This window comes from Streptomyces sp. NPDC054883, assembly GCF_053610645.1.
The window spans coordinates 28,509-51,630 of record NZ_JBSGYT010000049.1 but is presented as its reverse complement, the minus strand read 5'-3'; the positions used below and the strand labels follow the sequence as shown (position 1 = coordinate 51,630).

General features: G+C 68.2%; 19 protein-coding genes and 7 pseudogenes. 11 read left to right on the top strand and 15 right to left on the bottom strand.

Going from position 1 to position 23,122, the window contains the following annotated elements; genetic code table 11:
- Window positions 1–41 precede the first annotated feature (41 nt).
- A pseudogene (locus ACWGH1_RS28590) lies at window positions 42–1,497 on the top strand (NF041680 family putative transposase).
- Between the two features lie 105 nt (window positions 1,498–1,602).
- On the opposite strand, the gene ACWGH1_RS28585 reads toward ACWGH1_RS28590, so the two are convergent.
- The 6 genes and pseudogenes from ACWGH1_RS28585 to ACWGH1_RS28560 form a co-directional block, all read right to left on the bottom strand.
- The gene (locus ACWGH1_RS28585; protein WP_453353267.1) at window positions 1,603–1,791 is read right to left on the bottom strand and encodes a hypothetical protein; all 189 of its coding nucleotides are present in this window, start codon (window positions 1,789–1,791) and stop codon (window positions 1,603–1,605) included.
- Between the two features lie 318 nt (window positions 1,792–2,109).
- Window positions 2,110–2,337 (bottom strand): hypothetical protein, encoded by a 228-nt coding sequence (locus tag ACWGH1_RS28580; RefSeq protein WP_453353268.1) that lies wholly within the window; start codon window positions 2,335–2,337, stop codon window positions 2,110–2,112.
- Window positions 2,338–2,743: 406 nt separating this feature from the next.
- Window positions 2,744–3,340, bottom strand: a pseudogene (locus ACWGH1_RS28575) (hypothetical protein).
- Between the two features lie 26 nt (window positions 3,341–3,366).
- Window positions 3,367–3,495: pseudogene (locus ACWGH1_RS28570) on the bottom strand (ATP-binding protein); the annotation flags it as partial.
- Window positions 3,496–3,859: 364 nt separating this feature from the next.
- Window positions 3,860–4,111: a hypothetical protein gene (locus ACWGH1_RS28565; protein WP_453353269.1), complete on the bottom strand. Its 252-nt coding sequence runs from the start codon at window positions 4,109–4,111 to the stop codon at window positions 3,860–3,862.
- 286 nt (window positions 4,112–4,397) lie between these two features.
- Window positions 4,398–4,838 carry a hypothetical protein gene (locus ACWGH1_RS28560; protein ID WP_453353270.1) on the bottom strand — a complete coding sequence of 147 codons (441 nt, stop codon included), beginning with the start codon at window positions 4,836–4,838 and terminating at the stop codon, window positions 4,398–4,400.
- A 198-nt stretch (window positions 4,839–5,036) separates the two neighbouring features.
- On the opposite strand from ACWGH1_RS28560, the gene ACWGH1_RS28555 reads away from it, so the two are divergent.
- Window positions 5,037–6,392, top strand: a complete 1,356-nt coding sequence (locus tag ACWGH1_RS28555; protein ID WP_453353271.1) for an eCIS core domain-containing protein — start codon at window positions 5,037–5,039, stop codon at window positions 6,390–6,392.
- Window positions 6,393–6,589: 197 nt separating this feature from the next.
- Window positions 6,590–7,423, top strand: a pseudogene (locus ACWGH1_RS28550) (IS5 family transposase).
- 58 nt (window positions 7,424–7,481) lie between these two features.
- On the opposite strand, the gene ACWGH1_RS28545 reads toward ACWGH1_RS28550, so the two are convergent.
- Complete coding sequence (locus ACWGH1_RS28545; RefSeq protein WP_453353272.1) at window positions 7,482–8,054, bottom strand: dihydrofolate reductase family protein; 573 nt, start codon at window positions 8,052–8,054, stop codon at window positions 7,482–7,484.
- A gap of 276 nt (window positions 8,055–8,330) precedes the next feature.
- Window positions 8,331–9,190 (bottom strand): IS5 family transposase gene (locus ACWGH1_RS28540; protein ID WP_453409128.1). Its coding sequence is split into 2 segments (ribosomal slippage): window positions 8,331–8,845 and window positions 8,845–9,190, totalling 861 coding nucleotides; the frame shifts between segments, so codons are not numbered across the junction.
- A gap of 102 nt (window positions 9,191–9,292) precedes the next feature.
- Between ACWGH1_RS28540 and ACWGH1_RS28535 the strand changes: the two are divergent.
- The 3 genes and pseudogenes from ACWGH1_RS28535 to ACWGH1_RS28525 form a co-directional block, all read left to right on the top strand.
- Window positions 9,293–10,303, top strand: a pseudogene (locus ACWGH1_RS28535) (IS701 family transposase); the annotation flags it as partial.
- A gap of 493 nt (window positions 10,304–10,796) precedes the next feature.
- A complete protein-coding gene (locus ACWGH1_RS28530; protein ID WP_453353921.1) occupies window positions 10,797–11,207 on the top strand; it encodes a hypothetical protein in 411 nt (136 codons plus the stop codon).
- Between the two features lie 400 nt (window positions 11,208–11,607).
- Entirely contained in the window at window positions 11,608–12,273 is a 666-nt protein-coding gene (locus ACWGH1_RS28525; protein ID WP_453353920.1) for a ClpP family protease, read from the top strand.
- Between the two features lie 12 nt (window positions 12,274–12,285).
- Here the strand turns inward: ACWGH1_RS28525 and ACWGH1_RS28520 are convergent, their stop codons facing one another.
- From ACWGH1_RS28520 to ACWGH1_RS28510, 3 genes are all read right to left on the bottom strand, one after another.
- Window positions 12,286–13,020 carry a recombinase family protein gene (locus ACWGH1_RS28520; RefSeq protein WP_453353919.1) on the bottom strand — a complete coding sequence of 245 codons (735 nt, stop codon included), beginning with the start codon at window positions 13,018–13,020 and terminating at the stop codon, window positions 12,286–12,288.
- Entirely contained in the window at window positions 13,007–13,213 is a 207-nt protein-coding gene (locus tag ACWGH1_RS28515; RefSeq protein WP_453353918.1) for a hypothetical protein, read from the bottom strand. Before ACWGH1_RS28515 ends, ACWGH1_RS28520 begins: the two co-directional genes overlap by 14 nt.
- Window positions 13,214–13,438: 225 nt before the next feature.
- Window positions 13,439–13,867: a hypothetical protein gene (locus ACWGH1_RS28510; protein ID WP_453353917.1), complete on the bottom strand. Its 429-nt coding sequence runs from the start codon at window positions 13,865–13,867 to the stop codon at window positions 13,439–13,441.
- Between the two features lie 499 nt (window positions 13,868–14,366).
- Between ACWGH1_RS28510 and ACWGH1_RS28505 the strand changes: the two genes are divergently transcribed.
- Window positions 14,367–14,768: a hypothetical protein gene (locus tag ACWGH1_RS28505; protein ID WP_453353916.1), complete on the top strand. Its 402-nt coding sequence runs from the start codon at window positions 14,367–14,369 to the stop codon at window positions 14,766–14,768.
- Between the two features lie 339 nt (window positions 14,769–15,107).
- Window positions 15,108–16,121: a hypothetical protein gene (locus ACWGH1_RS28500; RefSeq protein WP_453353915.1), complete on the top strand. Its 1,014-nt coding sequence runs from the start codon at window positions 15,108–15,110 to the stop codon at window positions 16,119–16,121.
- A 95-nt stretch (window positions 16,122–16,216) separates the two neighbouring features.
- Here ACWGH1_RS28500 and ACWGH1_RS28495 read toward each other — a convergent pair whose 3' ends face one another.
- Entirely contained in the window at window positions 16,217–19,351 is a 3,135-nt protein-coding gene (locus ACWGH1_RS28495) for a Tn3 family transposase (RefSeq protein ID WP_453353914.1), read from the bottom strand.
- Between the two features lie 133 nt (window positions 19,352–19,484).
- Here ACWGH1_RS28495 and ACWGH1_RS28490 point away from each other — a divergent pair.
- Window positions 19,485–19,682, top strand: a pseudogene (locus ACWGH1_RS28490) (IS701 family transposase); the annotation flags it as partial.
- A gap of 194 nt (window positions 19,683–19,876) precedes the next feature.
- Here ACWGH1_RS28490 and ACWGH1_RS28485 read toward each other — a convergent pair.
- Genes ACWGH1_RS28485 through ACWGH1_RS28475 form a run of 3 tightly spaced genes read right to left on the bottom strand, consistent with a single transcriptional unit; the run spans window position 19,877 to window position 21,349 of the window.
- Window positions 19,877–20,305, bottom strand: coding sequence for a transposase (locus tag ACWGH1_RS28485; RefSeq protein WP_453409127.1), 429 nt, complete (start codon window positions 20,303–20,305; stop codon window positions 19,877–19,879).
- On the bottom strand, window positions 20,257–20,739 hold the full coding sequence (locus ACWGH1_RS28480) for an IS5 family transposase (RefSeq protein ID WP_453409125.1): 483 nt from the start codon (window positions 20,737–20,739) through the stop codon (window positions 20,257–20,259). The genes ACWGH1_RS28485 and ACWGH1_RS28480 overlap by 49 nt, the downstream gene beginning before the upstream one ends.
- A gap of 52 nt (window positions 20,740–20,791) precedes the next feature.
- Window positions 20,792–21,349 (bottom strand): TetR/AcrR family transcriptional regulator, encoded by a 558-nt coding sequence (locus ACWGH1_RS28475; protein ID WP_453353360.1) that lies wholly within the window; start codon window positions 21,347–21,349, stop codon window positions 20,792–20,794.
- A 73-nt stretch (window positions 21,350–21,422) separates the two neighbouring features.
- Between ACWGH1_RS28475 and ACWGH1_RS28470 the strand changes: the two genes are divergently transcribed.
- Together ACWGH1_RS28470 and ACWGH1_RS28465 are read left to right on the top strand one after the other, a co-directional pair.
- Window positions 21,423–22,577 (top strand): FAD-dependent monooxygenase, encoded by a 1,155-nt coding sequence (locus tag ACWGH1_RS28470; protein ID WP_453353359.1) that lies wholly within the window; start codon window positions 21,423–21,425, stop codon window positions 22,575–22,577.
- 259 nt (window positions 22,578–22,836) lie between these two features.
- Window positions 22,837–23,038, top strand: a pseudogene (locus tag ACWGH1_RS28465) (transposase); the annotation flags it as partial.
- Window positions 23,039–23,122: the final 84 nt, after the last annotated feature.

Genomic DNA, 23,122 nt, shown 5'->3' with positions numbered 1-23,122 from the left:
CCGACCAAGGAACACACACGTCCAGCACGAAGGCCGTGAGGATGAGTCTGCTGCATCACGATGCCCGGCGAGAGCCGCTGGCCGAACTGCCACGCTTCCGGGGCGAGTTCTATTCCTGTCTCACCGCTCGTTCGGATGCTCTGTTCGAGCTGGCGGACGCGGTTCTGTGCGGTGACGGGCCGGTGAGGTCGCTGGCTGAGCTGTCGCTCGTGGGCGAACACCGCCGTGGACACGGAGGGCTCTACGCCGCTCGCCCAGGGCCGCATCGACGCGGATCGGATGCGGCAGGCTCTGGCCTCGGTGCCGCTGCCGCGGGCGGCCGACGGGCGACTGGTCCTGGCCGTCGATGTCACCTGCTGGCTGCGGCCGGACGCCCACACCTCACCGCAGCGGATCCTGTGTCACACCTACGGCCGGGGCAAGGACCAGCACATTCCCGTTCCCGGGTGGCCGTACTCGGTCGTCTGCGCGCTGGAGCCGGGCCGCAGCTCGTGGACCGCCCCGCTGGACGCTCTGCGTCTGGCACCCGGGGACGACACCGCCACCGTCACCGCCCGGCAGCTGCGCGCACTGATCGAGCGGCTGATCACCGCAGGCCAGTGGCAGACCGGCGACCCGGACATCCTCGTCATCGCGGACGCCGGATACGACGCACCCCGCCTGGCCCACCTCCTGCGGGACCTGCCCGTTCAGGTCCCGGCCAGGGTGCGGTCGGACCGCGTCCTGCGCCGGCCCGCACCGCAGCGGCAGCCCCACACCATGGGCCGGCCGCCCCGGCACGGCGGCGAGTTCGTCTTCGGGCAGCCCGACACCTGGGGCACCCCGGACACCGAAACGGTCACCGACACACGCCTCTACGGCACCGCCACCGCCCGGTCCTGGGACCGGCTCCACCCCAAGCTCACCCACCGTTCTTCCTGGGCCACGGCCGACGGCACTCTCCCGATCGTCGAGGGGACCGTGATCCGCCTGGACATCGACCATCTGCCAAGCGGGGCCACCCCGAAGCCGGTCTGGCTATGGTGGTCGGGCACCGACGCAGACGCAGCGGACACAGACCGGCTCTGGCAGGCGTACCTGCGTCGTTTCGACATCGAGCACACCTTCCGCCTGTTCAAGCAGACCCTCGGCTGGACCTGCCCGAAGATCCGCACCCCCGAGGCGGCGGACCGCTGGACCTGGCTGATCCTCGCGGCCTACACCCAACTGCGACTGGCCCGGCCACACACCGCCGACCGGCGTCGCCCATGGGAGAGGCCCGTCTCCTCGGACAGGCTCACCCCGGCCCGTGTCCGCCGCGACTTCCGGCACCTCCGCCCCACGCTCGTCTGCCCAGCCCGAGCACCGAAACCCACACGCCCCGGACCCGGACGGCCTCCCGGACGGAAGAACACCCGCCCCACCCCACGCCACGACGCCCACACACCCCGCAAAACGGGCACCACCACGTCCCGGGCCAAGAAGTCCACCACCCCACGACCCCGCCGCACAGGTTAAAGATCAAGTTAGATAGCAGAAGGTGTTGCGCCGCCCAGAATGTGCGGGCTGTGTCCCGCCCGCTGGGACCCGTCCGGATGGATCGGGCCCCGACGGGTGCAGGATTCAAGAGGCCCGGCGGTACATCGCAAACAGCGCCTGGTCGTGGTGGGCGAGTGCGACCTCGCCGTGGATGGCACCTGTGGGGCCACCGGGGATCGAGCTCCAGTCGCTGTCACTGCTGCCGCGCTTGAGGAACTTGATCTCGCCTGTGCCGCTGCAGCCAGCCACCCACAGGCCGGTGGCGGTGGTCATGGTGGGCCCCTCGACATTGCCCCAGGACCAGATGTGCTTGGTTTCGAACTCGTCGAACCCCGTGCGCTTGGCCAGGTAGTTCTTGCCGTTGGTGCCCAGAACGGCCAGCCACTGGGTGCCGGAGCATCAGCTAGGCGCGCGGGTGATCGCACTGGGGGCCGGGCCACCCTCTACCGGCTCTATGACAAGTTGGCGACGGCCCGGAGCAGAGCCACAACAAGGCCACCCGCTGTAAGCGCGGGTCACGCGGCGGGCGGCCTGCGGGCTTCGACCGCTACGACACGGAAATGGGAGTCGCGGGCTGAAAGGCCCCCCCGGTCAGGCGACCTCCTGGCGCTCGGGCGCCTTCCGCGTCTTCACGCCGCCGACGATGAGCGCCAGCCCCACGACGACGATGCCGAGGTAAGCGGTGGACGGAAGGTCGACGACCTTGTGCATCCAGCCCCACTCCGTGCCGAAGAAGGTCTGCGAAGCGAAGCTGACAAGCCCCTGGGCTCCTACGACGTAGCCGATGCTTTCGACGGTGTATCCGATGGTTGTTCGCACGGATCAACCCTCTCGCGGCGGTGCCGCAAGATCGTCCTCCACAGGGCCGAAAACACAGTAGGCCAAAGGATGCAGTCGCTTGGGAGAGCACTGGCACAGCACCCCGCCGCGGCAGTGGAGTGGTCGACACCAGACAGCTCGAAGATCACGCCCTACGCCCAGCGCATGGGGCGTCGACCTTCCAGACCAGCTTGCCTCCGTTGTGGCGCACCGCGTCAGCAATCTCCATACCCACAACACCGAGACATCGCTCCTCAGCTGCGGACGGTGCAGAGCGCGCGGCGGCTGTCGAACGGCTGTCGATGAGAGCACTGGTCAAACGGCACCAAGTGTCGGCGTACTCCTGTGAGTGCTCCACCAAGTACGGAGATACGTGCACCCGCAGGGAGGCTGTGAGCCAGTAACGTCATCCCGCGGGCATGGCGGTGGCAGGGCGATGAACCTCCAGGATAACTGCGGTGCCGGCCACGGTTCGGTCCTCGTGCATGGCGATCTGCTGGCCGGGCTGGAGATGCGTCCAGTGGGAGGGAGTGAGGGGCACGAGGCGAACCGTGGTTCGCCCGCCGGGCTCAGAATCGGCATGTTCTCAACCCAAAGCGAGGCGATGCTGACCGCACGTCCACCGGTGGGCGAGAGGCGTCCGATGTCCCATATGGGTCGCAGAGCACCGGCGCCCGAGATTGGCGCCGTGCGTCGCGCCTCGGCGGCAGGACGGGTGTCAGATCCGCCCGGATGACGCCGTTGCGGATCTCGGAGCACCGCCAATGGCACCAGGCCGCGCTCCGCTCAAGCCGGAGCTGCTCAGCCGCTTCGGCGAGCTTCTCCCAAAACGCCAGCGGGAGCGAGCGACCGTCCCCGAGTTCCTCCAGCAGGCCCAGGGCGATCTCCCACTCGTCGTGGACGAGGTAGTCCCAGATGTGTCTCGCACCGTGATGTCGTGCTCAGTGGCGGTCTCTTCGGGAATCAGCAGGGAAGCTGATTCGAGCAGCTCGGGGACATCCATGCGCTCATTGTCGACCACATGAACTATTAGGCTGCGCTTTCCTGGCCTCGCTCGATGGCAGCGATCCGGTTCTTGAGCCGGTAGCTGGGGCCGTTGGTGGAGATCACGTCGCAGTGGTGCAGGAGGCGGTCGAGGGTGGCGGTGGCCTGGTCACCAGCCTGCTTGCGCCGGGCGACCGCCAGCGCTGACCCCGGTGCGGGCGTGCCCGCCCGATCCTGCTCACCGACTGGAAGGGGCAGCACCCGCCGGTCAGGGGTCACGAGGGCGACTACGACATGCGGGAGATCGTGCTAAAGCTGGCGGCCGAGGACGGTACCCCGCCTCCCGAGCCGCTGCTGCCCGGCTTACCGCGAGGTCCTCGCCGCTTTCGAACAGGCCGGGGAAAGACTCCGCGCCAAGCTCATACGTGTGGGCGGCATCCTCACCGAGCCCGACCCGGCCTGTTCGCCCTGCCCTGGTCGGTGCCGCCCGCACCAGGCACCGACCCAAAAAACCTGATGAAGCCCCGCAGAACGCCCCTCAGGTCCCGTCGATGACGGCGGGCCCTTGTTCGGCGTAATGCTCGGGGGTGATCCACGTGTCGTGGAAGGAGTCCTGACAGGACAGGGCCGAGCCGCCGGCCCGGGCTCCGTAGCCGTGCTCAGACGGCGCGGCCACCTCGATCCGGGCGCTGCCCGGCGCGATCGCGGAGAGTTCTTTCTGCAGCCGCTCGGCCATACCGGGGAAGTGCGTTTTGGGCTTTTTCTCAGCGGGATCGCGTGACTCTGCCATGCTCCCATCGATCCGGACGCGGCGAGTGAAGGCAACCCGTACCGGCACCGCAGTCGCGCAGGCCGCCGCGACCACGGAGCCCGGCGGCTCGGAACTGCGGAACGGCTTCGCGTATCCGTCCACGCCGGGTGTACCAGCGGGTGATCTTCTTCATGAACCTGTGTCCTTCCGAGGTCAGAACCCCAGTGGCCCGACCGCAACCCTTCGGCGCTCTCACTGCCGGAAGGACAGCACCAACCCCGAAAAGTCGCCGGAATCCTGTGGTGGACGAAGGATGTTCGGGCGATCAACCGGCCGCGGCGGACGGTCCCGCCCCGAACCGCGGAACATCCTCCGTGGTCACGTCCAGACGCAGCCGCTGGAACCGGAGCGGGTGGCGGAAGACGCCGCCGCGGTCGATAGCGCGATCCGCGCTGACCTCGGCGACCAGGGCGGGGCGGACGAGGGTCGTGTCGAGGACGTCGCGGCTCCCCCACGTCGCCGAGAACTTCGCACCTGTCCACGGGTGTCCGGGCGCGGCCGCGGGGGCTCGGGAGCAACCGTAACCAACGACAAGCAGTTCAAGAAGGACACCCGCGAACTCGACCTGGTGGTGACGGCCGGCGAAGGGCACCGTACGGACGAAGGGGCTCACCCTCGCCGACAAGCCGGGCCCGCAGACGATCCAGACGGGGGACAGCGACGTGGTGTCGGTGCGGCTGGTGATCCGTGAGGCGGCGGGGCTCACCCCGGGCCGTCATGTGGCGCTGGCGGAGGTCGAGTTCTTCAGGAGGAACTGAGACTGCCCTCACGGCCGGTCGAGTCTGCCCTCGGGTACCTGGCGTCCGCGGAGTCGCCCGGTGTATCCAGGACAAGGACGTACGCGAGACGTACGCAGGACACAGGCATCACGTACGGCTCCGATTCTCCGACGAAGGAAGCGCCAGTGCAGGACCACGCGAAGGCCAGGTCGAACGCCACCGAGGACGCCCGGTCGACGGTCCGCAGGCCGGTCACCGCACCACCCGCACAGGCCTCCGGGCTCCTCGGGCTGCAGGCGACGGTGGGGAACGCGGTGGTCGTCCAGCGTCTGAAACAGCAGCACCGGCACGGTGCGGGGTGCGGCCACGAGGCGGAGGAGGCGCCGGTCCAGCGCTCGGCCGTCCACGACGTGGTGCGGGCCGGCGGCAGGCCGCTGGACGGCAGCACGCGCGCGGACATGGAGAGCCGGCTGGGCGCCGACTTCTCCGACGTCCGCATCCACGACGACAGCGCGGCGAAGGCATCGGCGGCCGAGGTGGGCGCTCGGGCGTACACCAGTGGGAACCACGTGGTGATCGGGGAGGGCGGCGCCGACAAGCTCACGCTCGCCCACGAACTCACCCACGTGATCCAGCAGCGCCAGGGCCCCGTGGCGGGTACGGACAACGGAGCGGGCCTGCGGGTCTCCGACCCCTCCGACCGCTTCGAGCGGGAGGCGGAGAGCAACGCGCGCCGCGCCATGAGCGGGGCGGCGCCGAGGACCGAGCAGCACGCACAGGAGGCGGGCCGGGCCGACCAGGGGGCGGCCCAGGAGTCGGTCCAGCGCTGGGCGGCACAGGCCGGCCCGAACCAGCAGCACATGACGGTCTCGGCGAACGGCGTCTTCGCCGTCCCGAGCGACGACGCCACGTCGATCTGGATCCGCGTCAGCGGGCCCGCGGGGTCCTACTCCCCGGCCCTGCGCCCGACGAGCACGGCGCAGCAGGCCCTCTTCGGCGGCACGGAGCTGTACCAGGAGCACGAGCTGGCGCGGAACATCCTGGACGACTGCCTCCACACGGCGGAGGAGATCATGCACAACGCCGTCGGAGAGCTGGCCGACGGCGCGAACAGCAACGTCCGTACGAGCGCCGGGCTCAAGGCCTTCGGCATGTCGGACGAGCAGAACCGCGACCGCGCAGGCGACTTCCAGGGGGCGACGGACCGCGACGCCAGCCCGGTGGTGGGACAGTCCTACCTGATGCTCGCCATGAACCCCGGGGAGCAGATCATGTCGCAGTACCACGCCGCAGCGGTGGTGGGCATGGACGGCCAGGACACGGTGACGATGGAGGCCTTCGCCGGAAGCGGCCAGACGTCCGCGAACCCGATGACGTACACGATCGGCACGGTGGCCTCCTTCCACGACTACTGGACGGGCGCGTACTACACCCCGAACTACCCGGGGGTCACCATGAAGACAGTGGTCCTCGTCAAGCGCGGCAAGGGCCGCCGGGTGACGGCGGGCTCAGAACAGCCGGCCAACCCGAACGTCGCCTAGGTCAGGAGACCGCCCGAGCCCGCCCGTGAAGCCCGCGCAACCACGCCCGCCGAACCTCGGGCAACCGCGCCAGGCTGTGAAGGAAGACGCGCGGGTCGGGCCGGAAGAGGCGCACGGGCCTAAGGGCAAGGGGTAGTCGTCGCGCAGCGACTAGGCCGTTTCGTTTGGATCATCTGATCGTTGGCCCAGATGTACCGTTGACTGACGCGCAGTGGGCGCGAATCGAGCCGCTGCTACCCACCCGGACACCGAAGCGGGGTGGGCGGTGGCGGGATCACCGGGAAGTGATCGATGCGATCGCCTGGAAGTTTCAGACGGGGTCGCAATGGGTTTATCTGCCTGGGCAGTACGGCAACTGGAGGGGCGTCTACAACAGGCTGCGGATGTGGGCTATGGACGGCACCTGGGAGCGAGTGTTCGCCGCGCTGATGGCTGATGCCGACGCTGACGAAGACCTGATCAGGGTCGTTTGGGTGGACTCCACAGTCGTGCGCGCTCACCAGCACGCTGCCGGGGCCCGTAAAAAGGGGCGGTCGGTGAGCCGGACGACCATGCCATCGGCCGGTCCCGTGGCGGGCTGACCACGAAGGTTCATCTTGCAGCCGACGGCAACTGCCGCCCTCTGGCATTCGTCCTCACTGCGGGACACGCCGGTGACGCACCAGCTTTCGCGGACGTAATGGCACGCTTACGTGTCCCACGTCGACGCGGACGGCCCCGAACCCGGCCAGACATGGTCTTGGCCGACAAGGCGTACTCATCGCGCGCCATCCGCGAGCACCTGCGTAGGCGTGGTATACGCGCGGTGATCTGTCCCTGCGGATCAGAGGGGCCACCGACTGCGTCGCGGTCGCCGTGGTGGCAGGCCGCCCACCGTCGACCGTGAGGCATACAAACAGCGCAACACGGTCGAGCGGCGCATAAATCGCCTGAAGCAGTGGCGCGGCGTTGCCACCCGCTACGAAAAGACCGCAGTTATTTACCTGGCCGGGCTCCATGTAGCGGCCATTTTCCTGTGGTCCGCGAGGTGAGCCATCACGCTCCGACCAGGACGAGTGCCGTGACGGCCGGGCGAGCGCGGGCGCCTTGTCAGCGGACGACGTCGAAGACGTTCAGCTGAAGGCCGTTGGCGTAGGCCGCGTGCTCGACGAGCTTCAGCTTCTGCGCGTCCTTGTCCGTGGCGCTGAAGAGCCGCTTGCCCGCACCGAGCAGCAGCGGGAAGACGAGCAGGTGGTAGCGGTCGATCAGGCCGGCGTCGGAGAGCGCCCGGTTCAGGGTGGCGCTGCCGTGGACGATGATCGGGCCGCCCTCGGTCTCCTTCAGTGCGGCGACCTCGTCGAGCGAGCGCAGGATCGTGGTGTCGCCCCAGTCCGACACCAGGTCGTCCTCGGAGAGGCTAGTGGAGACGACGTACTTCGGCATCACCTTGTAGTCGGCGAAGTCCTCCATGGCGGGCCAGACTGGGCTGAACGCCTCGTAGCTCGTGCGGCCCAGCAGCATCGCGGAGGCCTCCTTCTGTTCCCGGCCCTTGATCTCGAAGGCCTCGGGCAGGAACTCCACGTCCTTGAAGGTCCAGCCGGAGTTCCGGTACCCGGGCTCGCCGCCGGGGGCCTCTACGACGCCGTCGAGCGATATGAACGCGGAGCTGATCAGGGTACGCATCTCGGTTCCTCAGTGTCTCGTGTCTGGAGCTCAACGGGTGCGGCCGGCGCACGCTTCGGCCACCCTCGTGGCTGCGGTGCACCAATCATGATCTATGACTGTGGATCACGGAGGAACTCATCGGTCGTCGCCAGCTCTTTACGACAGCCTCGGCCATCTGGATCACCTCGGTGAGCCACGCACGTGTCAGATCGTGTGACCTGGCCGCGATCGGTGGCGCGGCATCTTGATGCAGTCGCACTCCGTGATCCAAACGAAACGGCCTACGGTCCGTCTTCAAAGTGATCTTGCCCAGAGCAGGAGTGATGCGAGGGTGACTGCTGCTTCGTATGAGGTGGCGGTCTTCTCGTAGCGGGTGGCGATGCCTCGGAAGCCTTTGAGCTGGTTGAAGCAGCGTTCGACGGTGTTGCGGCGGCGGTAGATCTCGCTGTCGAAGCCTGTCGGTCGGCCACCTCGGCGGCCTCGGTTCCGGCGGTGTCGTTTCTGGTCGCTCTTCTCCGGGATCGTGTGTCCGATACCGCGTCTGCGCAGGTAGGAGCGGAAGTCGCGCGAGCTGTAGGCCTTGTCGGCGATGACGTGTTCCGGTCGGCAGCGGGGCCGGCCCAGGCCGGTGCGGGGCACTCGGATGCGTTCGAGGAGCGGGCGTGCGCAGATGCCGTCGTGTCGTTGGCCGGGAGTCAGCAGTACGGCCAAGGGCCGGCCGCGGCCATCGCAGGCGAGATGAATTTTGGTCGTCAGGCCTCCGCGGGATCGGCCGAGGGCGTGATCGTCCGGTTCGTCCGTCCGGTGTTTCCCCCTTTTCGGCCGGTGGCGGCGGCGTGTTGGTGGGCGCGGACGATGGTGGAGTCGATCTGGACCAGCCAGTCGATGTCGCCAGTTGCATCGGCCCGGGCCTGGATCTGTTGCAGGGCCCGGGTGAACACGCCGTCGATGGCATAGCGGCGGAAGCGGGTATAGACCGACTTCCACGAGCCGTAACGTTCCGGCAGGTCACGCCAGGAAACGCCGGTCCGGATCTTGTGGACCATCCCGTTGATGACCCGGCGGTCCTCCGCCCGAGGTCGGCCTCTGTCGGCCTTCGGTATCAGCGGGGCCAGCAACTCCCACTCGGCATCAGTCAGTTCATGACGACGTATCACGGAAACATGATCCATCATCAAACGATCATTTGAAGACGGACCCTAGTACTGCAACGGCGTTTGGCGTGACTGGTTGCCAGGGTGGTCGTTGGTCTGGTTATGGGTGGGGTACTTGGTGATGTGAGGGTGTGGGCGGCGGGTCTGGGTGAGGTGCATGAGCGGTTCGTGCACCGGTTTGCCCGGTCGGAGCCGCGTGAGTCCGCCCTGGCGTATATGCGAGGCCTGATATCTCCGCTGGAGCGGAAGAACGGCTGGACGCTTGCCGAGGAGGCAGGACATGCGGCGCCCGACCGCATGCACCGGCTGCTGAACCGGTGCGACTGGGACGCTGATGAAGTCCTCGACGACGTCCGCGACTACGTCGTCGAGCATCTCGGTGACCCTGAGGCGGTACTGATCGTGGACGACACCGGGTTCCTGAAGAAGGGCGTCCGGTCCGCGGGCGTCCAGCGCCAATACTCGGGAACGGCGGGCCGCACGGAGAACTGTCAGGTCGGTGTCTTCCTTGCCTACGCCGGGATGCGGGGCCGCACGCTGATCGACCGCCGCTTGTATCTGCCCACGTCATGGACCGATGACCGAGAGCGATGCCGGGCCGCGGGCATCGAGGACACGGTCGTCTTCGAGACGAAGGTGGTGATCGCCAAGGCGATGGTCCGCCGGGCGATCGCGGCGAGGATTCCGTTCCGGTGGGTGACCGCGGACGCCGCCTACGGCTTCTCCAAGGGCTGGCGCTCGGAGCTGGAGCGGGCGGATGTCTTCCATGTCATGGCGACCACCCGGCATGACACCGTCGTCTCCCGCTGGGCCATGGACCACCCCGTTCACGACCTGTTCAACGGTCTGCCCCGGCAGAAGTGGAAGCGTCGTTCCTGCGGGAACGGCGCCCACGGCCCGCGGGTCTATGACTGGGCACGCGTGGAGGTCCGGCCCTGGCATCGAGAGGACCGCCGGCACTGGGTGATCGCCCGCCGAAGCGTGAGCCGGCCGGACCAGATCTCCTACTGCCCCGCCGATACCACCCTCGACGAACTCATCCGTGTCGCGGGCAGCCGCTGGGCGATCGAGGAGTGCTTCCACGGCCTCGGGGAACACCGGTACAGCGGTTATCGATGAGATTGATCACGGTCGGCCATAGGGTGCTCCGTCAGTAGGTGTTTTTGAACTTGGGCCGTGATGTCTGTACGGCTGGATGAACTGGTGTGTGGCGTCTGGTGGGGCGGCCAGGCGGAACTGCCGGGAGTGTGGTGATCCGCTGCTGCCGTCGAATACGGTCTCGCCCCACTTGGCGGACACGACGGCCGTCAGCCGGTGAGTTAACCAGCGGGTGTACATGAAGCTGCGGTCAGACCCCACCGGTCCCTCGGGCATGCTTCCACGCCCAGCCACGGAAGCCCCGACCCTCATAACTGTCAGTGAAGTCCAGGCAACCGACGGGGCAAGGCAACGACAGTGCTGGTACAGGTGCAGTACGACTGCTTCGCACTTTTGGATGGTTAGGGAGGGCGACGCCTGGTGGGCGACTCTGCGCGTGAAACGACTTCCATGTCGAACAAATGATGTTTTGTTCGCAAAGAGTCCGCTTCGCTAGGAAGAGGTATGCATGATCAGCACAGTCACGTCCGGGGCCCTCGAGCAGCTGGAAGCGCTCGTCCAGGGGCTCAAGGAGGGCTCGGAGAACAAGGTCAGGGAAGCCCTGGCAAAGGCCTGCCAGGAGCCCGCACCCGGCGGGCAGAAGATCGACATCGGGCAGCTCGTCAAGTCGACGGCACCGAAGGAGGTAGCCGCTCTGCTCGATGGCGGCACCAAGGCGGCCGGCGGTGTCACAGGCGCCCTGGACGACGCCACCAAGCCCCTCGGCGTATGGGAAGCGGAACTCCCGCAGATCGAGATGGCCTGGTATGACGGGCTTGTTTCGGCGGTCAACGCGATCGGAAACGCCCTCGGTGGGGGGACGGCGGGCGCGGCCGCTAGTGCCGCTAAGAGACTGGCCGAGAAGAACAAGCAGGGTTAGCGTCACCCGCAGGCGGTCGCCCTCTGCGAAGGCAGGAAGCGAGCGCGGGGGACCGACCCGGCCGAAAGCAACGGGCCATCCCGCCCGCCCAGGGGCCGGCCAGTCCTTCGCCTAGCAGCACGCCGCCCACCCGGCGCGGCCATCTCCCACTGCCCAGCCAGCGGAGGTAGCGCCGTCTTCGGGCGATCAGCCCCACCGTCAAGGTCTCCGGCGGGCGTGACCGCCCTCACAGCAGCACGCCCGCCGAGAGCCACACGGGGCCTGGCCGCCACCCAATAGTCAACCGTGACGGTACAGGTGGTGACCGCGTGCCGCCGGACCGGATCCGCTCGCTCTCCTGCCATGTGCCGGGCGGCGGATTCGGCGACGGCCGTAGCCCGCGAGAACGCAGAAAGGCGCCATGCCCCGCTCCTCCCCCACAGCAGCCACCCGCGATCATGCCGACCCCATCGTCCAGCGGTTGCTGCGCCACCGGATCCTCCACATCGGCACGACGATCAACAGTGACACCGCCGACCGCATCACCGCCCAGATGCTGCTTCTGGCCGCCGAAACCGACGCCCCCGTCACCCTCTACATCAACTCCCCAGGGGGATCGGTTCCTGCCGGGCTGGCGATCTACGACACCATGCACCACATCAGAAACGATGTGGTCACCATTGGCCTCGGCTACTGCGCCTCCATGGCCCAGTTCCTCCTCTCCGCCGGCGCCCCCGGCAGGCGGTTCGCCCTGCCCAACACCAGACTGATGCTGCACCTGCCCTCCTTCGCACCCTTCGCCTTCCCCGGTGACGCGGAGAACCAGGCCGAGGAACTTCACTACACGCGGCACCGCATCGCGGAACTCATCGCCCGGCACACCCACCGCCATACGGACCAGGTAACCAAGGACTTCACCGACGACCGTTGGCTCACCCCCGAAGAAGCCAGGAACTACGGACTGATCGACGACGTCCTTGACACCCTGCCTCATACGCTCAAACGCCTCAACACTGCCTCCGATCCAGCATTGACAGGCAGAGGAATGTCCAACGCCAGCCTCGGGGAACATCGGTACAGAGATTGACGCTGAGAACGATCATGGTCCGATCGCTGCGAGCGTGCTGACACGGATTTCGTACTCTCGGCGGGCCTTGCGCTGGGCCGGGACCGCTGGAACGCCGTGGCCGCCGTCAAGCGGCTGGCAGCGGGCCAGGAGCTGACGGTGCACGGCGGGGGCAGCGGTCACGCGCAGGGTGTAGCCCTGGCCCCGCCGTACGGTTGCCCCCTGGTCGAGCGCGACCCGCTCGGCGGGCTCCAGCTCGGTGGCGCGAAGGTAGTCGGCGACCTTGCCCGGCATGTCGAGGGTGACCGGCAACTCCAGGGCAGCTATGTCCTCCTCGCCGGCCGTGTGCTCGGGCAGGAGATCGGCGACGGCGGTGCGGATCGCACCGCGGCTGACGCCGTGGTCGCGGGCGAGGGCGGCGATCGAGCGGCCCTCCAGGTATGCGGTGCGGACGGTGTCGGTCTTCGCGACCGCCACGGCGGGGCGGCGTCCGCCCTTGTTGCCCTTGGCCTCGGCGGCGCGCAGTCCGTCGTAGGTCAGCTCGCGCTGGAGATCGCGTTGGAGTTCGCCGGCGGCAGCGAGGGTCTGCACCATGAACTTCACGGTGGACAGCAGCTCGCCGGTACGCGGGTGGCGAGCGGTGAGATCCATCGCGGAGAACGCGCCGTCGTGGATGCGCAGGGCTACCTGGTCGCGGTGGAGGAAGTCGAGCACGTCGAGGATGTGGCCGGTGCCGCGGACGAGGCGGAACCTCTCAGAGATGTGCACGGTGTCGCCCGGCCGCGCGTAGTCGAGGAGCGCGCGGAAACTTCGGCCGCTGGAGGGGGTGGAGGCGGCTGGAGGTCCCCGGGTCCTCCTCGAAGACGACCGCGTCCTCGATCCCGGCCTCGTCCAGGACGAGGTTCTGCCGGGCGGTGGACTGCTGGTCGGTCGAGACCCGCTTGTAGACCAGGTTCGCCACCGAGGGGCCCCTTCCGTACGGAGGATCGGACCCTATTTGTCGTCAAACCCTGTCAGCAATCACCATCGGATCTGATCGGATTCGAGCCGCCGCGAACCCCCGGATTGCACGGATTCATTGGCCGCGCCGCCAGCCTGTCGTCAAACGATCGGTTGACGACAGGCACGACGGGCCCCGTCCGCGCATCTTCTGCAAGGCCTGCGGGCGGGGTGCGAAGGTGGTTTCTCAGACGGAGCTGTAGCCGGTCGACAGGATCGTGCTGCCGATGCCCTTCAGCACCTTCCCGACGGTGTTGAAGACAGTCTGAACGCCCTGCTCGAAGGGAGCGTTCTTCACCGCGGCGTTGTACTTGTCCATGGTGTGCTGGGCGCCACGGGTGAGTCCGTCCGAGCCGTTAGAGCCGCCGCCCGCAGGAAGTCCCGGAAGTCCGAACCCCCCCGTGGTGCTGACGATCTGAGGGCCATCCTTGCTGAGCTTGTCAAGGATCAGCTGCGTGGTGACCACCTGAGTGCCGCTCTCGTCACCGGTTTCGCCGGCCAGCCAGCTCAGGAACTTGGACGCGGCCTGGATATCGGCGACCGACCACTCCTCGGTACTCTCGTTCCCCTCTCCGTCGCCCACCAGATTCTTCAGGTCGTCACCCACGCTGGCCATGTCTGCTCTTCCCTTCGCTGGGGTCTGTTGCACCTGGTCAGGCGCATTAAGGCCCTACCCCGCCTGCCTTTGTCCGGGAGGTCCCAGCGACGAAGATCCCTCGTACGTGTGGGCCGGGGCGTCAGGACCCGCGAGCCGCTTCGCTCGCGCGCGAAGGTCGGCATCGGAAGCTGTGCTCGCTGGTCGGGTCGGAGGTGCGGTACGGCAGTGAAAGCCGTCCACCCCGGTGATGCGCCGGGTTCGCTCCAAAGTGCGCTCCGCTGGTTGGACCAGGCGATACCGCGAAAGGCATTTGGAGCGTGTCAATCCCAGACACGCGACGGCGCACCCCCGGCGCGCGCCACTGACCTTTCGTGCGCTTGGCCAGATGGCGGGCCGGAGTGATCGTTTCCCCGGTGAACGGCAGCGGCTGTCCGGGTGAGGACTGGTCCCGGCCTGTCCCGTTGTGCAGGATGACCGGTACTCCATGGTCATCGCAGGGGCCAGCCCTGCCAGAGAAGTGACCACGACGAACACCACCGAGGTCACCAAAACCCACACGGAGACCAGCGGGATCACCATCGAGAAGAACGAATGGGCCAGGATCGACGTCCGGCTGTGCGCCGGCGTCTATGAGGGCTGGCTCGCCTTCCACAACTCCCGCACCGGCAAGATCGAGATGTACCCAGTCCGGGGAATCGTTCACGTCCCCGGCTTCGTCTCACCCGTCGCCGGCTACCGGATGAGCGCCCCCTCCAACGTCTTCTCCGAGATTGAGCGCGCCCTGATCAGCGAGTACAGCCGAGTGGGCACCGCACTGGAACAGGCCGCTGCGGACGTGCACAGCAACGGCCAGTACAGCGCCCTGGCCGTGGAACACGCACGCCTGGAAGCAGCGGTCGGCGCCATGTTCCCCGCGTGACCTGGAAAGCCTGCGTTTCAGGGGCCAACAACGACCAGGCTGGGTCGGGCGCATTCGGCTGCCCCGCCAGCTGACGCCGAGCGCACCAAGGGATCAAGGTGGCCGGTCTCAGTCCTGCCGCCGTCGTCCTCGTCCAGCTCCGGCGCGTCCGGGTGGCGCCGGGTTCGCTCCGGAGTGCGCTCCGCTGGTCGAACGAGGTGATGCTGCATAGGGCATATGCCGGGGAAGGGACGAAGTGCACCGCCGTGCGTATCGAACGTTCGGCGGGTCCAACCCGCGGGACGGGCCGGCCACGATCGTCGCCCGTCCGCTTCCTCGACAGATAGGGACACCTGCCTCATGAGCAGCGCTTTCGGCGACATCGCGATCGGTCCGTACAACGTGATGCCCAAGGGCTACAAGGGCCACAACGCGCCCCCCTACACCGCACCCGACGACATGTTCCTCGACCGGATGCCCCACACGGAGGTGGACTTTGGCTGGCCGCTCAAGTTCCACCTGGGGTGGTCTCCGGATTTCACCCTCAAGCAGGTGAAGGAGCACTACGACCTGTCGGAGGCGTATGCGGAGCTGGCCAAGCAGACCAAGGGCGGCCGGAAAGCCTGGGGCGGGCGGTCCTTCGACGAGAAGAAGGTCGCTGCCGTCCACGAGACCTGGGCCGAGAAGGCCCTCGGCAGCGAGGCTACTCCCGCCTACTGGAGCTTCGCCGGCGGAGGGGGCGTCTCGGCGGTGTTCACCGGGAAGCTGGTGGCCAGTGCGCCGAAGGTGTGTGGGGGCGAGACCTTCCAGGGCCCGGTGACCAAGTACTACAGGGACAGCATCCGGGTGACCGTCACCAGCAGCACCACCGAGGGCTGGGAGTTCGGGCTGACCGCGGAAGCAGGTCTCGACTTCAAGGGCGCCAGCATCAAGCGCGGCGCTTCCTTCCGCTGGTCCAAGAGCACCACCCAGACCAGCGAGGTCTCCAAAGAGCACGACGAGGACACCACCCTCCCCCTGAAGGAAAACCAGTGGGGACGCCTGGACGTCCGCATGTGCGCCGGTCTGTACGCCGGATACATCGCCTACCAGGGCCTCGGCGCCGGGCTCCAGGACACGTTCGGCATCTACCCGATGCTCGCCCCCGTCCACGTGCCCGGTTTCGGCTCATCCGTCGCCGAACACACGATGCTCGCCACCTCCCCCTCCCAGGAGCAGATCGACGCGCTGAAGGCCGTCGCCGCCTACGAAGAGGCCGCCGAGCGCGTCGCCCGGGCCGACGGCCAACTCACCGATGCCGACCTCGACCACTTGCGCACCACCCAGGCCGAAGCCCTGCCCCACCTCCCCACCCCCACCATCCTCGCCCCCTGACCCTGTCCCGCCGTGGGCATGTACGTCCGGGCGATTCCCTGCCTGCTTCCCGGCTCCCGCTACCGTGCGGTCCGGGGGTAGCGCCGTACACCGGCTCACTCCTGCACAACACCGTCGTCGTCCTCGTCCAGCTCGATCGCGTCCGGATCACGCAACGGGCGCAGGACGCCGGCGGCCGGGACGCTGGCCGTGAAGCTGTAGCGTCCCAGCAGGTTCAGATTGCGGTGCTTGAGCGGGGAGAGCCGGACGACATCCTCGTCCCTGACCTCGTGGTCATCGATGCGGAGCTGGGCGACGGCGGCATCGATGTAGCGGGTCGTCCAGAGCACGATGGCGTTGAGGACCAGGCCGAGGGCCCCGAGCTGGTCCTCCATGCCGTCGCGGTACGCCTGGTGGATGGTGCCGCGCTTGCCGTGGCATACGTCCCGGGCCAGCTTGTGGCGGGACTCCTGCACGGTGAGCTGCCGGTTCATCTGCCGCCGGTAGGTGTCGTCCACCGGGTCGACCACGCGCAGCAGGTGCTCAGTCTTCGCGATCCGGCCGTATTCGGCGAACGCCTGCCCCAGCGGGGTGGGACGGCCCTCACGCCCGAACATGCGCAGCAGGTCGTAGGCGCGGACCTGGTTGGTGACCAGAGAACCGGCGACCTTCAGCATGTCCGGCCAGTGCGTGATCACCTTGTTCAGGTTCACGCGGTTGCGGGCCAGGTCCTCCAGAGCGCCGTAGCTGCCGGTCTCGACGCCGGGCATCGTGGCCCGCCAGAACCGCTGGTCGTCCAGGTCGCGGAACCGGGGGCTGAAGTTGTAGCCGAGGGTCTTGAACAGGCCGAACACCATGTCGGAGTACGAGGCGTTGTCGGTCGCCACCATCTCCGGCTTCACCCCGCCGTCCAGGTTCAGCAGCGCGTCCAAGATGTGCAGGGAGTCGCGCGGGGTGCCGGGCACGACCATCTGCCCGATGCCCGCAACCTGATCATTCACGGCATTTAGCCAGGTGATGCCGCGTTTGAACCCGAAGTACTTCGGCGACGGCGCCGCGCTGATCGTGCGGACGGGGACGACGAACCGCAGCCCGTCCACCGAGGCGATCAGGCCCTCGCCCCAGAACTTCACGATGGGCACCTGAGCCTGGGCGGCGATCAGCCTTGCGTTCGCCGCAGCGATGGTGTCGGCGCGCAGGTAGTACTGGTCGACGTGCACGAGCCGGGCCCGGGTCAGGGCCTCGTAGCCGGGGTTGACCACCGGGGCCAGGCCGATGTTGCACGCCTCCGAGACCAGCAGCGCGACCACCGAGGTGGGCAGGTCCTTCATCCGGGTGGTGCCGTCGCCGAGGTGGACGAAGGCGTCGAGGAAGCCGGTCCAGGCGTTCACCTCGAACAGCAGGTCCGGCAGGTCGATCTTCGGGAGCATCTTTTCGACCCGCTGGCGCAGCCAGGTCAGGGACTTCGGTTCGCCGAGAGCGCCGAGCTTGTCGACGTTCAGCTTCACCCGCCCGTCGTCCTGGACCTCGATGGAGACCTTCGCCGCCGGCCCTGCCTCCTGCAGGCGTTCGGCGAGCTGCTTCCATCCGGCGTCCAGGCCCCGCACCAGCTCCGCCAGGTGCTCCTGGACGGGCATGTCCAGGCTCAAGGCCGCCAGGACGTCCTCCTCGACCGCCTCCCAGTCGGGCCCGTCCAGCAGACGGGCCCGAGGGTTGGACCAGCGATGCGAGGGTGCGGCGAACACGTCGCGGTTGTTCAGGGCCCGGTGCAGCTGCTCCAGCACGCACACCACATACGCGTCCCGGTCCACCGCGCCCTGCGGCAGATCCGGGTTGGCGTACACCGCCTTGCGCCACGCCGGCGGCACGAGCTTGTCGTCCACCTCGCGCGGCAGCAGCGGCTTGACCCCCACCTTCCGCCGGGCCAGCGGCGGAAGGCCGCGCACCCCGGCCAGGACCCGCTTGCCGGCGCTCGCCGCGTCCAGCGCCTTCGACTCGCCCAGCAACGCGAGGAACGGGCGCACCGTGGCGTACCGGTTCGCCAGCGCGGCCCGCATGGCGACCTCGGCCGAGTTCTCGTCCTCGGGCACCAGCGAGACCACCGTGGCCGCCGCGGTCATCACGGCAGCCCGCGGGGCGACCTCCTCCACCGCCGCCCACAGCGCGGCCACGTCCAGGTCCGCCTCCTGTTCCTCGACCAGCTCCAGCTCCTCGAACAGCACCTTCGCCGCCCGCGCGAGCACCCGTGACGCCTTCTCCAGCTGCGGCAGCGTCGACAGCCGCTCCTTCTCCGTCTTGCGCTTCGCAGTGTTCAACAGGCGGGTGGCCATCAGGACCTGGAACAGGTCCAGGGCCTCATCGATCGCCTTCGCCTCCAGGTGCCGCATCACCGCGGTGAGCATCGCCGTGCGCTTGGGCTCCGCCGCCCGCTCCAGCAGCGGCGCCTTCGACCCCAGCGCATACCGGGCCAGCGCCGCCATTTGGTTCGGCGGGATCTGCGACAGCCTCAGCCGCCCGAGCCGGTAGGCGCCGATCTCGTCCACCCGCTCCAGCGCGCGGGCGAACGCCGTGCCGGTGGTCCGCGTCGGCGGCCGGCGCAGCCACTCCAGCTCCGAGAACCGGGAGCCCTCCGGCGTCTTCAGCGTCGCCACCAGGTCACCGGGCAGCGCCGGGTCCGCGCGGCGGGCGGCGCCCGCGACGGTGGCGTGCAGCCTCTTGTCCGCGACCGTCCGCGCCTCCGACACCTGCCTGGCCAGCACGGATACCCCAGGCAGCAGGACCCGGTGACGGCGCAGCCAGCCCACCGCGTGATCGAACAGCGCCTTCGGGCCCTCGGCGTGCGTCCATGCCCGCCCGTGCAGGAAGGTACGGAACCGCCGGCCCCACTCGGCGTCCTCGTAGGGGTGGTAGCCGTAGGCGTCCCGAATCTCCCACGCGTGGTCGTACAGCGTCTGGCGCCGCTCCATGTACCGCTTGACCACCGACGGGTCCTCGATGCCGAGCTGCACGGCCAGGTGCTCGATCACTGGCCACGGCACAGCGAGCGGGTCCTCCAGGAACAGGCCGACGTACCGAACCGTGCACATCTGGAGCGCGAAGCCGAGCCGGTGATGCTCCGTCCGCCGCAGGGCGATCAGGTCCCGGTCCACGTCGTCCAGGAAGAAGAACCGCTCCAGCTCGGGTCTCGTCGGCTCCTCGGCGAACGTCCCGTACACCTCGGCCTGCTCATCGCTCAGAAATTCCACCGGCACGAGCCGGACCGTAGCCAGCCCCGGGCCGGGCCCGGAGGCGTTCCACCGAACCCCAGCGGCGAAGTGGATCACTGTGCTAGACGACCATGATCGTTCTCACCGATAACCGCTGCACCGATGTTCCCCGAGGCTGTTCCAGACCGCGAAGCAGGAATGCGGCCTGGACGACTACCAGGTCCGCCGCTACCCCGGCTGGCACCGCCACATCACCCTGGCCATGGCCGCCCATGCCTGCCTCACCGTCCTGCGGGCCCGAGCATCGGATACCGGAAAAGCAGAAACGGATCCTCCCAGCTCATACCCCTCACCCTCCCCGAACTCCGACGCCTGATCACCCGCCTCACCCACCACCGCCCCGCCTCCATTGGTCACGCCCTGCACTGGTCACACTGGCGACGCCGACGCCAACACCAAGCCCGCGTCAGCCACTACAAACAACGCGGCCACACCCCACCCGAAGCTGCCAACCTGTCAGGCCAAAGACCGTTGCAGTACTAGGCGATGTTTCTCGGATCATGTCCGGAGTCAGATCATGAGGGCTGCGAGGGTGACGGTGCCGAGGTAGATGTAGGCGCGTTTCTCGTAGCGGGTGGCGACGGCGCGGAAGCCTTTCAGCCGGTTGATGGCCCGTTCGACAGTGTTGCGTTTCTTGTAGATCTCGCTGTCGAAGCCGGCCGGCCGCCTCGGGAACCTCGCTTCTTCCGGTGGTTTTGCTGGTCGCGGCGTTCGGGAATGGTGTGGGCGATGCCACGTCGTCGCAGTTAGCAGCGGTTCGTGCGGGACGTGTAGGCCTTCCGCCAGGACACGATCGGGTCGCGTGCGAGGTCGTCCGGCCCCGGTGCGGGAGACCGAGATCTGGCTGAGGACGTACTCGAGTTGGGGTCCGTCGCCGTGGTGTCCGGGTGTCAGGACGAGGGCGAGGGGCCGGCATCGTCCGTCGGCCGCGAGATGGATTTTGGTGGTGAATCCTCCGCGGGAGCGTCCCAGGCACTCGCCGAGCTGACCACCTCCTCCAGCCGGACGACCAGTTTCCGCAACACCGGGTCGACCCGGTTTGTCCCCCGGACGGCCCCCCTTTGAGGCAGCGCGGGAGGAGGTGCTGTTCTCGCGCCGGCGGCATGCTGGTGGGCCCGCACTACGGTCGAGTCCACCGACACGTCCCAGTCGATCTGGCCCGCGGCGTCTTCGGCGGCCTGGATCCGTGACAGCAGCATCTTCCACGTTCCATCAGCCGACCAGCGGCGATGCCGCTTATGGACGGTCTCCCACGGCCCGAACCGCTCCGGTAAGTCCCGCCACTGAACACCCGTCCGGACTCGGTAGAGGACCCCGTTGATCACCCGACGGCGATCACTCCACCGGCCCCCACGCGCACCACCAGGAGGCAAGAACGACTCCAGGCGATCCCACTCCGCATTCGTTACCGTGGATGCCCGGGGCCTAACGTAGGGCGGCGGCGACCAGGCCTTCGAGGGCCTCGCGCGGTACTTCGCCGCCGTTCACCAGCCGGTCGAAGACCAGTCCGTCGATGCAGGTCAGCAGGATGTGACTGCGATTCTCGACGTCCGTCACGCCGTGCGCGGCGAGGAACAGCCGGACAGCACCGCGGCCGACGTTCTCGCGGGGTACGAGGATCTCGCGCAGCTCACGGTCACGCACGCTCTCGACGGCGCAGGCGTAGCGAGCGAGCGAGCGGCGGCGGCCCTCGCCGGTGAGTCTCTGTCGGGCGAGCAGCACCATGCCGTCCACCAGTTCCTCGACGGTGCGCAGAGGCGGAAGCTCTTCGGCCATCGTTTGCAGTTCCGCCTGGTCGAGTTGGACCAGGCGTGTGACCAGTCCGGTGAGCAGCGCGGCCCGGGTGCGGAAGTAGGCCGACGTGGTGCCGGGCGGCATGGCCGCTTTGCGGTCGACTGCGCGGTGGGTCAGGCCGCGGACCCCTTCGTCGGCAAGTACGTCGAGAGCCGCGTCCGCGAGGAGGGTGCGCCGATCCGAAGCCATGACTCCTTTCTACACCTGTAGGGCCTCAGATATAGTCACCCTTCTACAGATGTAGAAGGGTGAGGGTTTCGGCATGGGCAACACAGTGGTGGTCGGAGGGGGCATCGGCGGGCTGGCCGCCGCGATCGGACTGCGCCGCATCGGATGGGAAGTAACGGTCCTCGAGCGTGCCTCCATGCTTGAGGACGCGGGGGCGGGCATCTCGCTGGCCGCCAACGGCCTGCGGGCACTGGATGAGCTCGGCGTCGGCGAGGCGGTACGTGATGCCTCGCGCGGCCAGTACAACGGCGGCACTCGCACGCCACAGGGCGGTTGGCTGGCCAGGATGAACGGCTCGGCGCTGGAGAAGGCGGTGGGCACACCGATCATGGGCATCCCCCGCTTCACCTTGCACCGACTGCTTCGCGACTCCCTGCCCGCCGAGGCGCTGCTGACCGGCTCCGAGGTGAACTCGGTCGAGCAGATCGGCCCCGGGACGGTTCGAGTCGGCTGCAGCGATACGGTCCTGGACGCCGATCTGGTGGTGGCGGCCGACGGCATCGGCAGCAAAGTGCGCAGCCATCTCTTCCCAGCCCACCCCGGTCCGGTCTACAGCGGCTCGACGGTGCTGCGCGCCATTACCGAGCAGGTGGTCGACCTGCGCACCGACTTCGAGCTGACCTGGGGGCACGGCGCCGAGTTCGGGCACATCGCCTTCCACGACGGGCGGGCCGAGTGGCACGCCGTCCTCAACCTCCCCGCCCGGACGCGGTTCGCAGACCCACTGGACGATCTACGCAGACGATTCCATACCTGGCACGACCCGATCCCCGCCCTGCTCGACGCGACCCGGCCCGCCGCCGTGCTGCACCACGACGTCAACGAACTCCGCACACCGCTCCCCTCGTACACGGTGGGCCGGACCGCGCTGCTCGGCGACGCTGCACACGCGATGACGCCCAACCTCGGACAGGGTGCCTGCCAGGCGCTGGAGGACGCGGTCACCCTGGCCGCCGCGCTCGCCACCGAGCCCACCGTTGAGGCCGCGCTCGCTCGCTACGACGCCGAGCGCCGACCGCGCAGCCAGGCCGTCGCGCGGGCCGCCCGGCAGGCCGGGCGGATGGGCCAGCAGCTCTCCCAGCCACTGGCCGTCGCCCTGCGGAACACGGCGATGCGGCTGACACCCTCCCGCGCCGCAACGCACATGATCCTTCGGCACCACGCCTGGGTCCCACCACAACTGAGCTGAACCGATTCGCGCCCCGCCAACTCACCACCCCGCCTTCCGAGATAAAGTCGAGCTGCGGGTCTTGTCGTTTGCGGTCACGGTGGACAGGGTGTCCGGGTGCGTGCTGATCTTGTTCCAGACGGCCTGTGGGAGCGGGTGGCTCCGACTGGTGTCGCATGGCGCGACGTCCCGACGGAGACCGTGGGCTGCTCCGGGGTGACGACGTGGCGCCGGCTGCAGGACTGGACAGAGGCCGGCGTCTGGCCGCGTCTGTACGCGGCCTTGCTGGGCCCGACGCGGCGTCGCCCACGGCTCTGGACTGGGCAAGGTCCGCTGGGTGGTCGAGCGCGCGTTCGCCTGGCTGCACCAATTCAAGCGACTCCGCATCTCCGCTACGAGAGCGACGCGCCGAGCTTCACCAGGGTCTGCTCGAACTGGCCTGCAGCCTCATACGTCTGCGCCGCCTGCGAGCCTCATTCTGAAACGATCAGTAAAGCCACACCAAGGCCCCCGGGTCTCCCGATCGTACGAAGGGCCGGAATCATCCCGCCAACAAGGTAAGGAGC

Coding starts and splice junctions, on each gene's coding strand:
- ACWGH1_RS28585 (WP_453353267.1), bottom strand. CDS start 1,791: ATGACCACCGCCACCGGCCTGTGGGTGGCTGGCTGCAGCGGCACAGGC.
- ACWGH1_RS28565 (WP_453353269.1), bottom strand. CDS start 4,111: ATGGCAGAGTCACGCGATCCCGCTGAGAAAAAGCCCAAAACGCACTTC.
- ACWGH1_RS28545 (WP_453353272.1), bottom strand. CDS start 8,054: ATGCGTACCCTGATCAGCTCCGCGTTCATATCGCTCGACGGCGTCGTA.
- ACWGH1_RS28530 (WP_453353921.1), top strand. CDS start 10,797: ATGATCAGCACAGTCACGTCCGGGGCCCTCGAGCAGCTGGAAGCGCTC.
- ACWGH1_RS28525 (WP_453353920.1), top strand. CDS start 11,608: ATGCCCCGCTCCTCCCCCACAGCAGCCACCCGCGATCATGCCGACCCC.
- ACWGH1_RS28510 (WP_453353917.1), bottom strand. CDS start 13,867: ATGGCCAGCGTGGGTGACGACCTGAAGAATCTGGTGGGCGACGGAGAG.
- ACWGH1_RS28500 (WP_453353915.1), top strand. CDS start 15,108: ATGAGCAGCGCTTTCGGCGACATCGCGATCGGTCCGTACAACGTGATG.
- ACWGH1_RS28475 (WP_453353360.1), bottom strand. CDS start 21,349: ATGGCTTCGGATCGGCGCACCCTCCTCGCGGACGCGGCTCTCGACGTA.
- ACWGH1_RS28470 (WP_453353359.1), top strand. CDS start 21,423: ATGGGCAACACAGTGGTGGTCGGAGGGGGCATCGGCGGGCTGGCCGCC.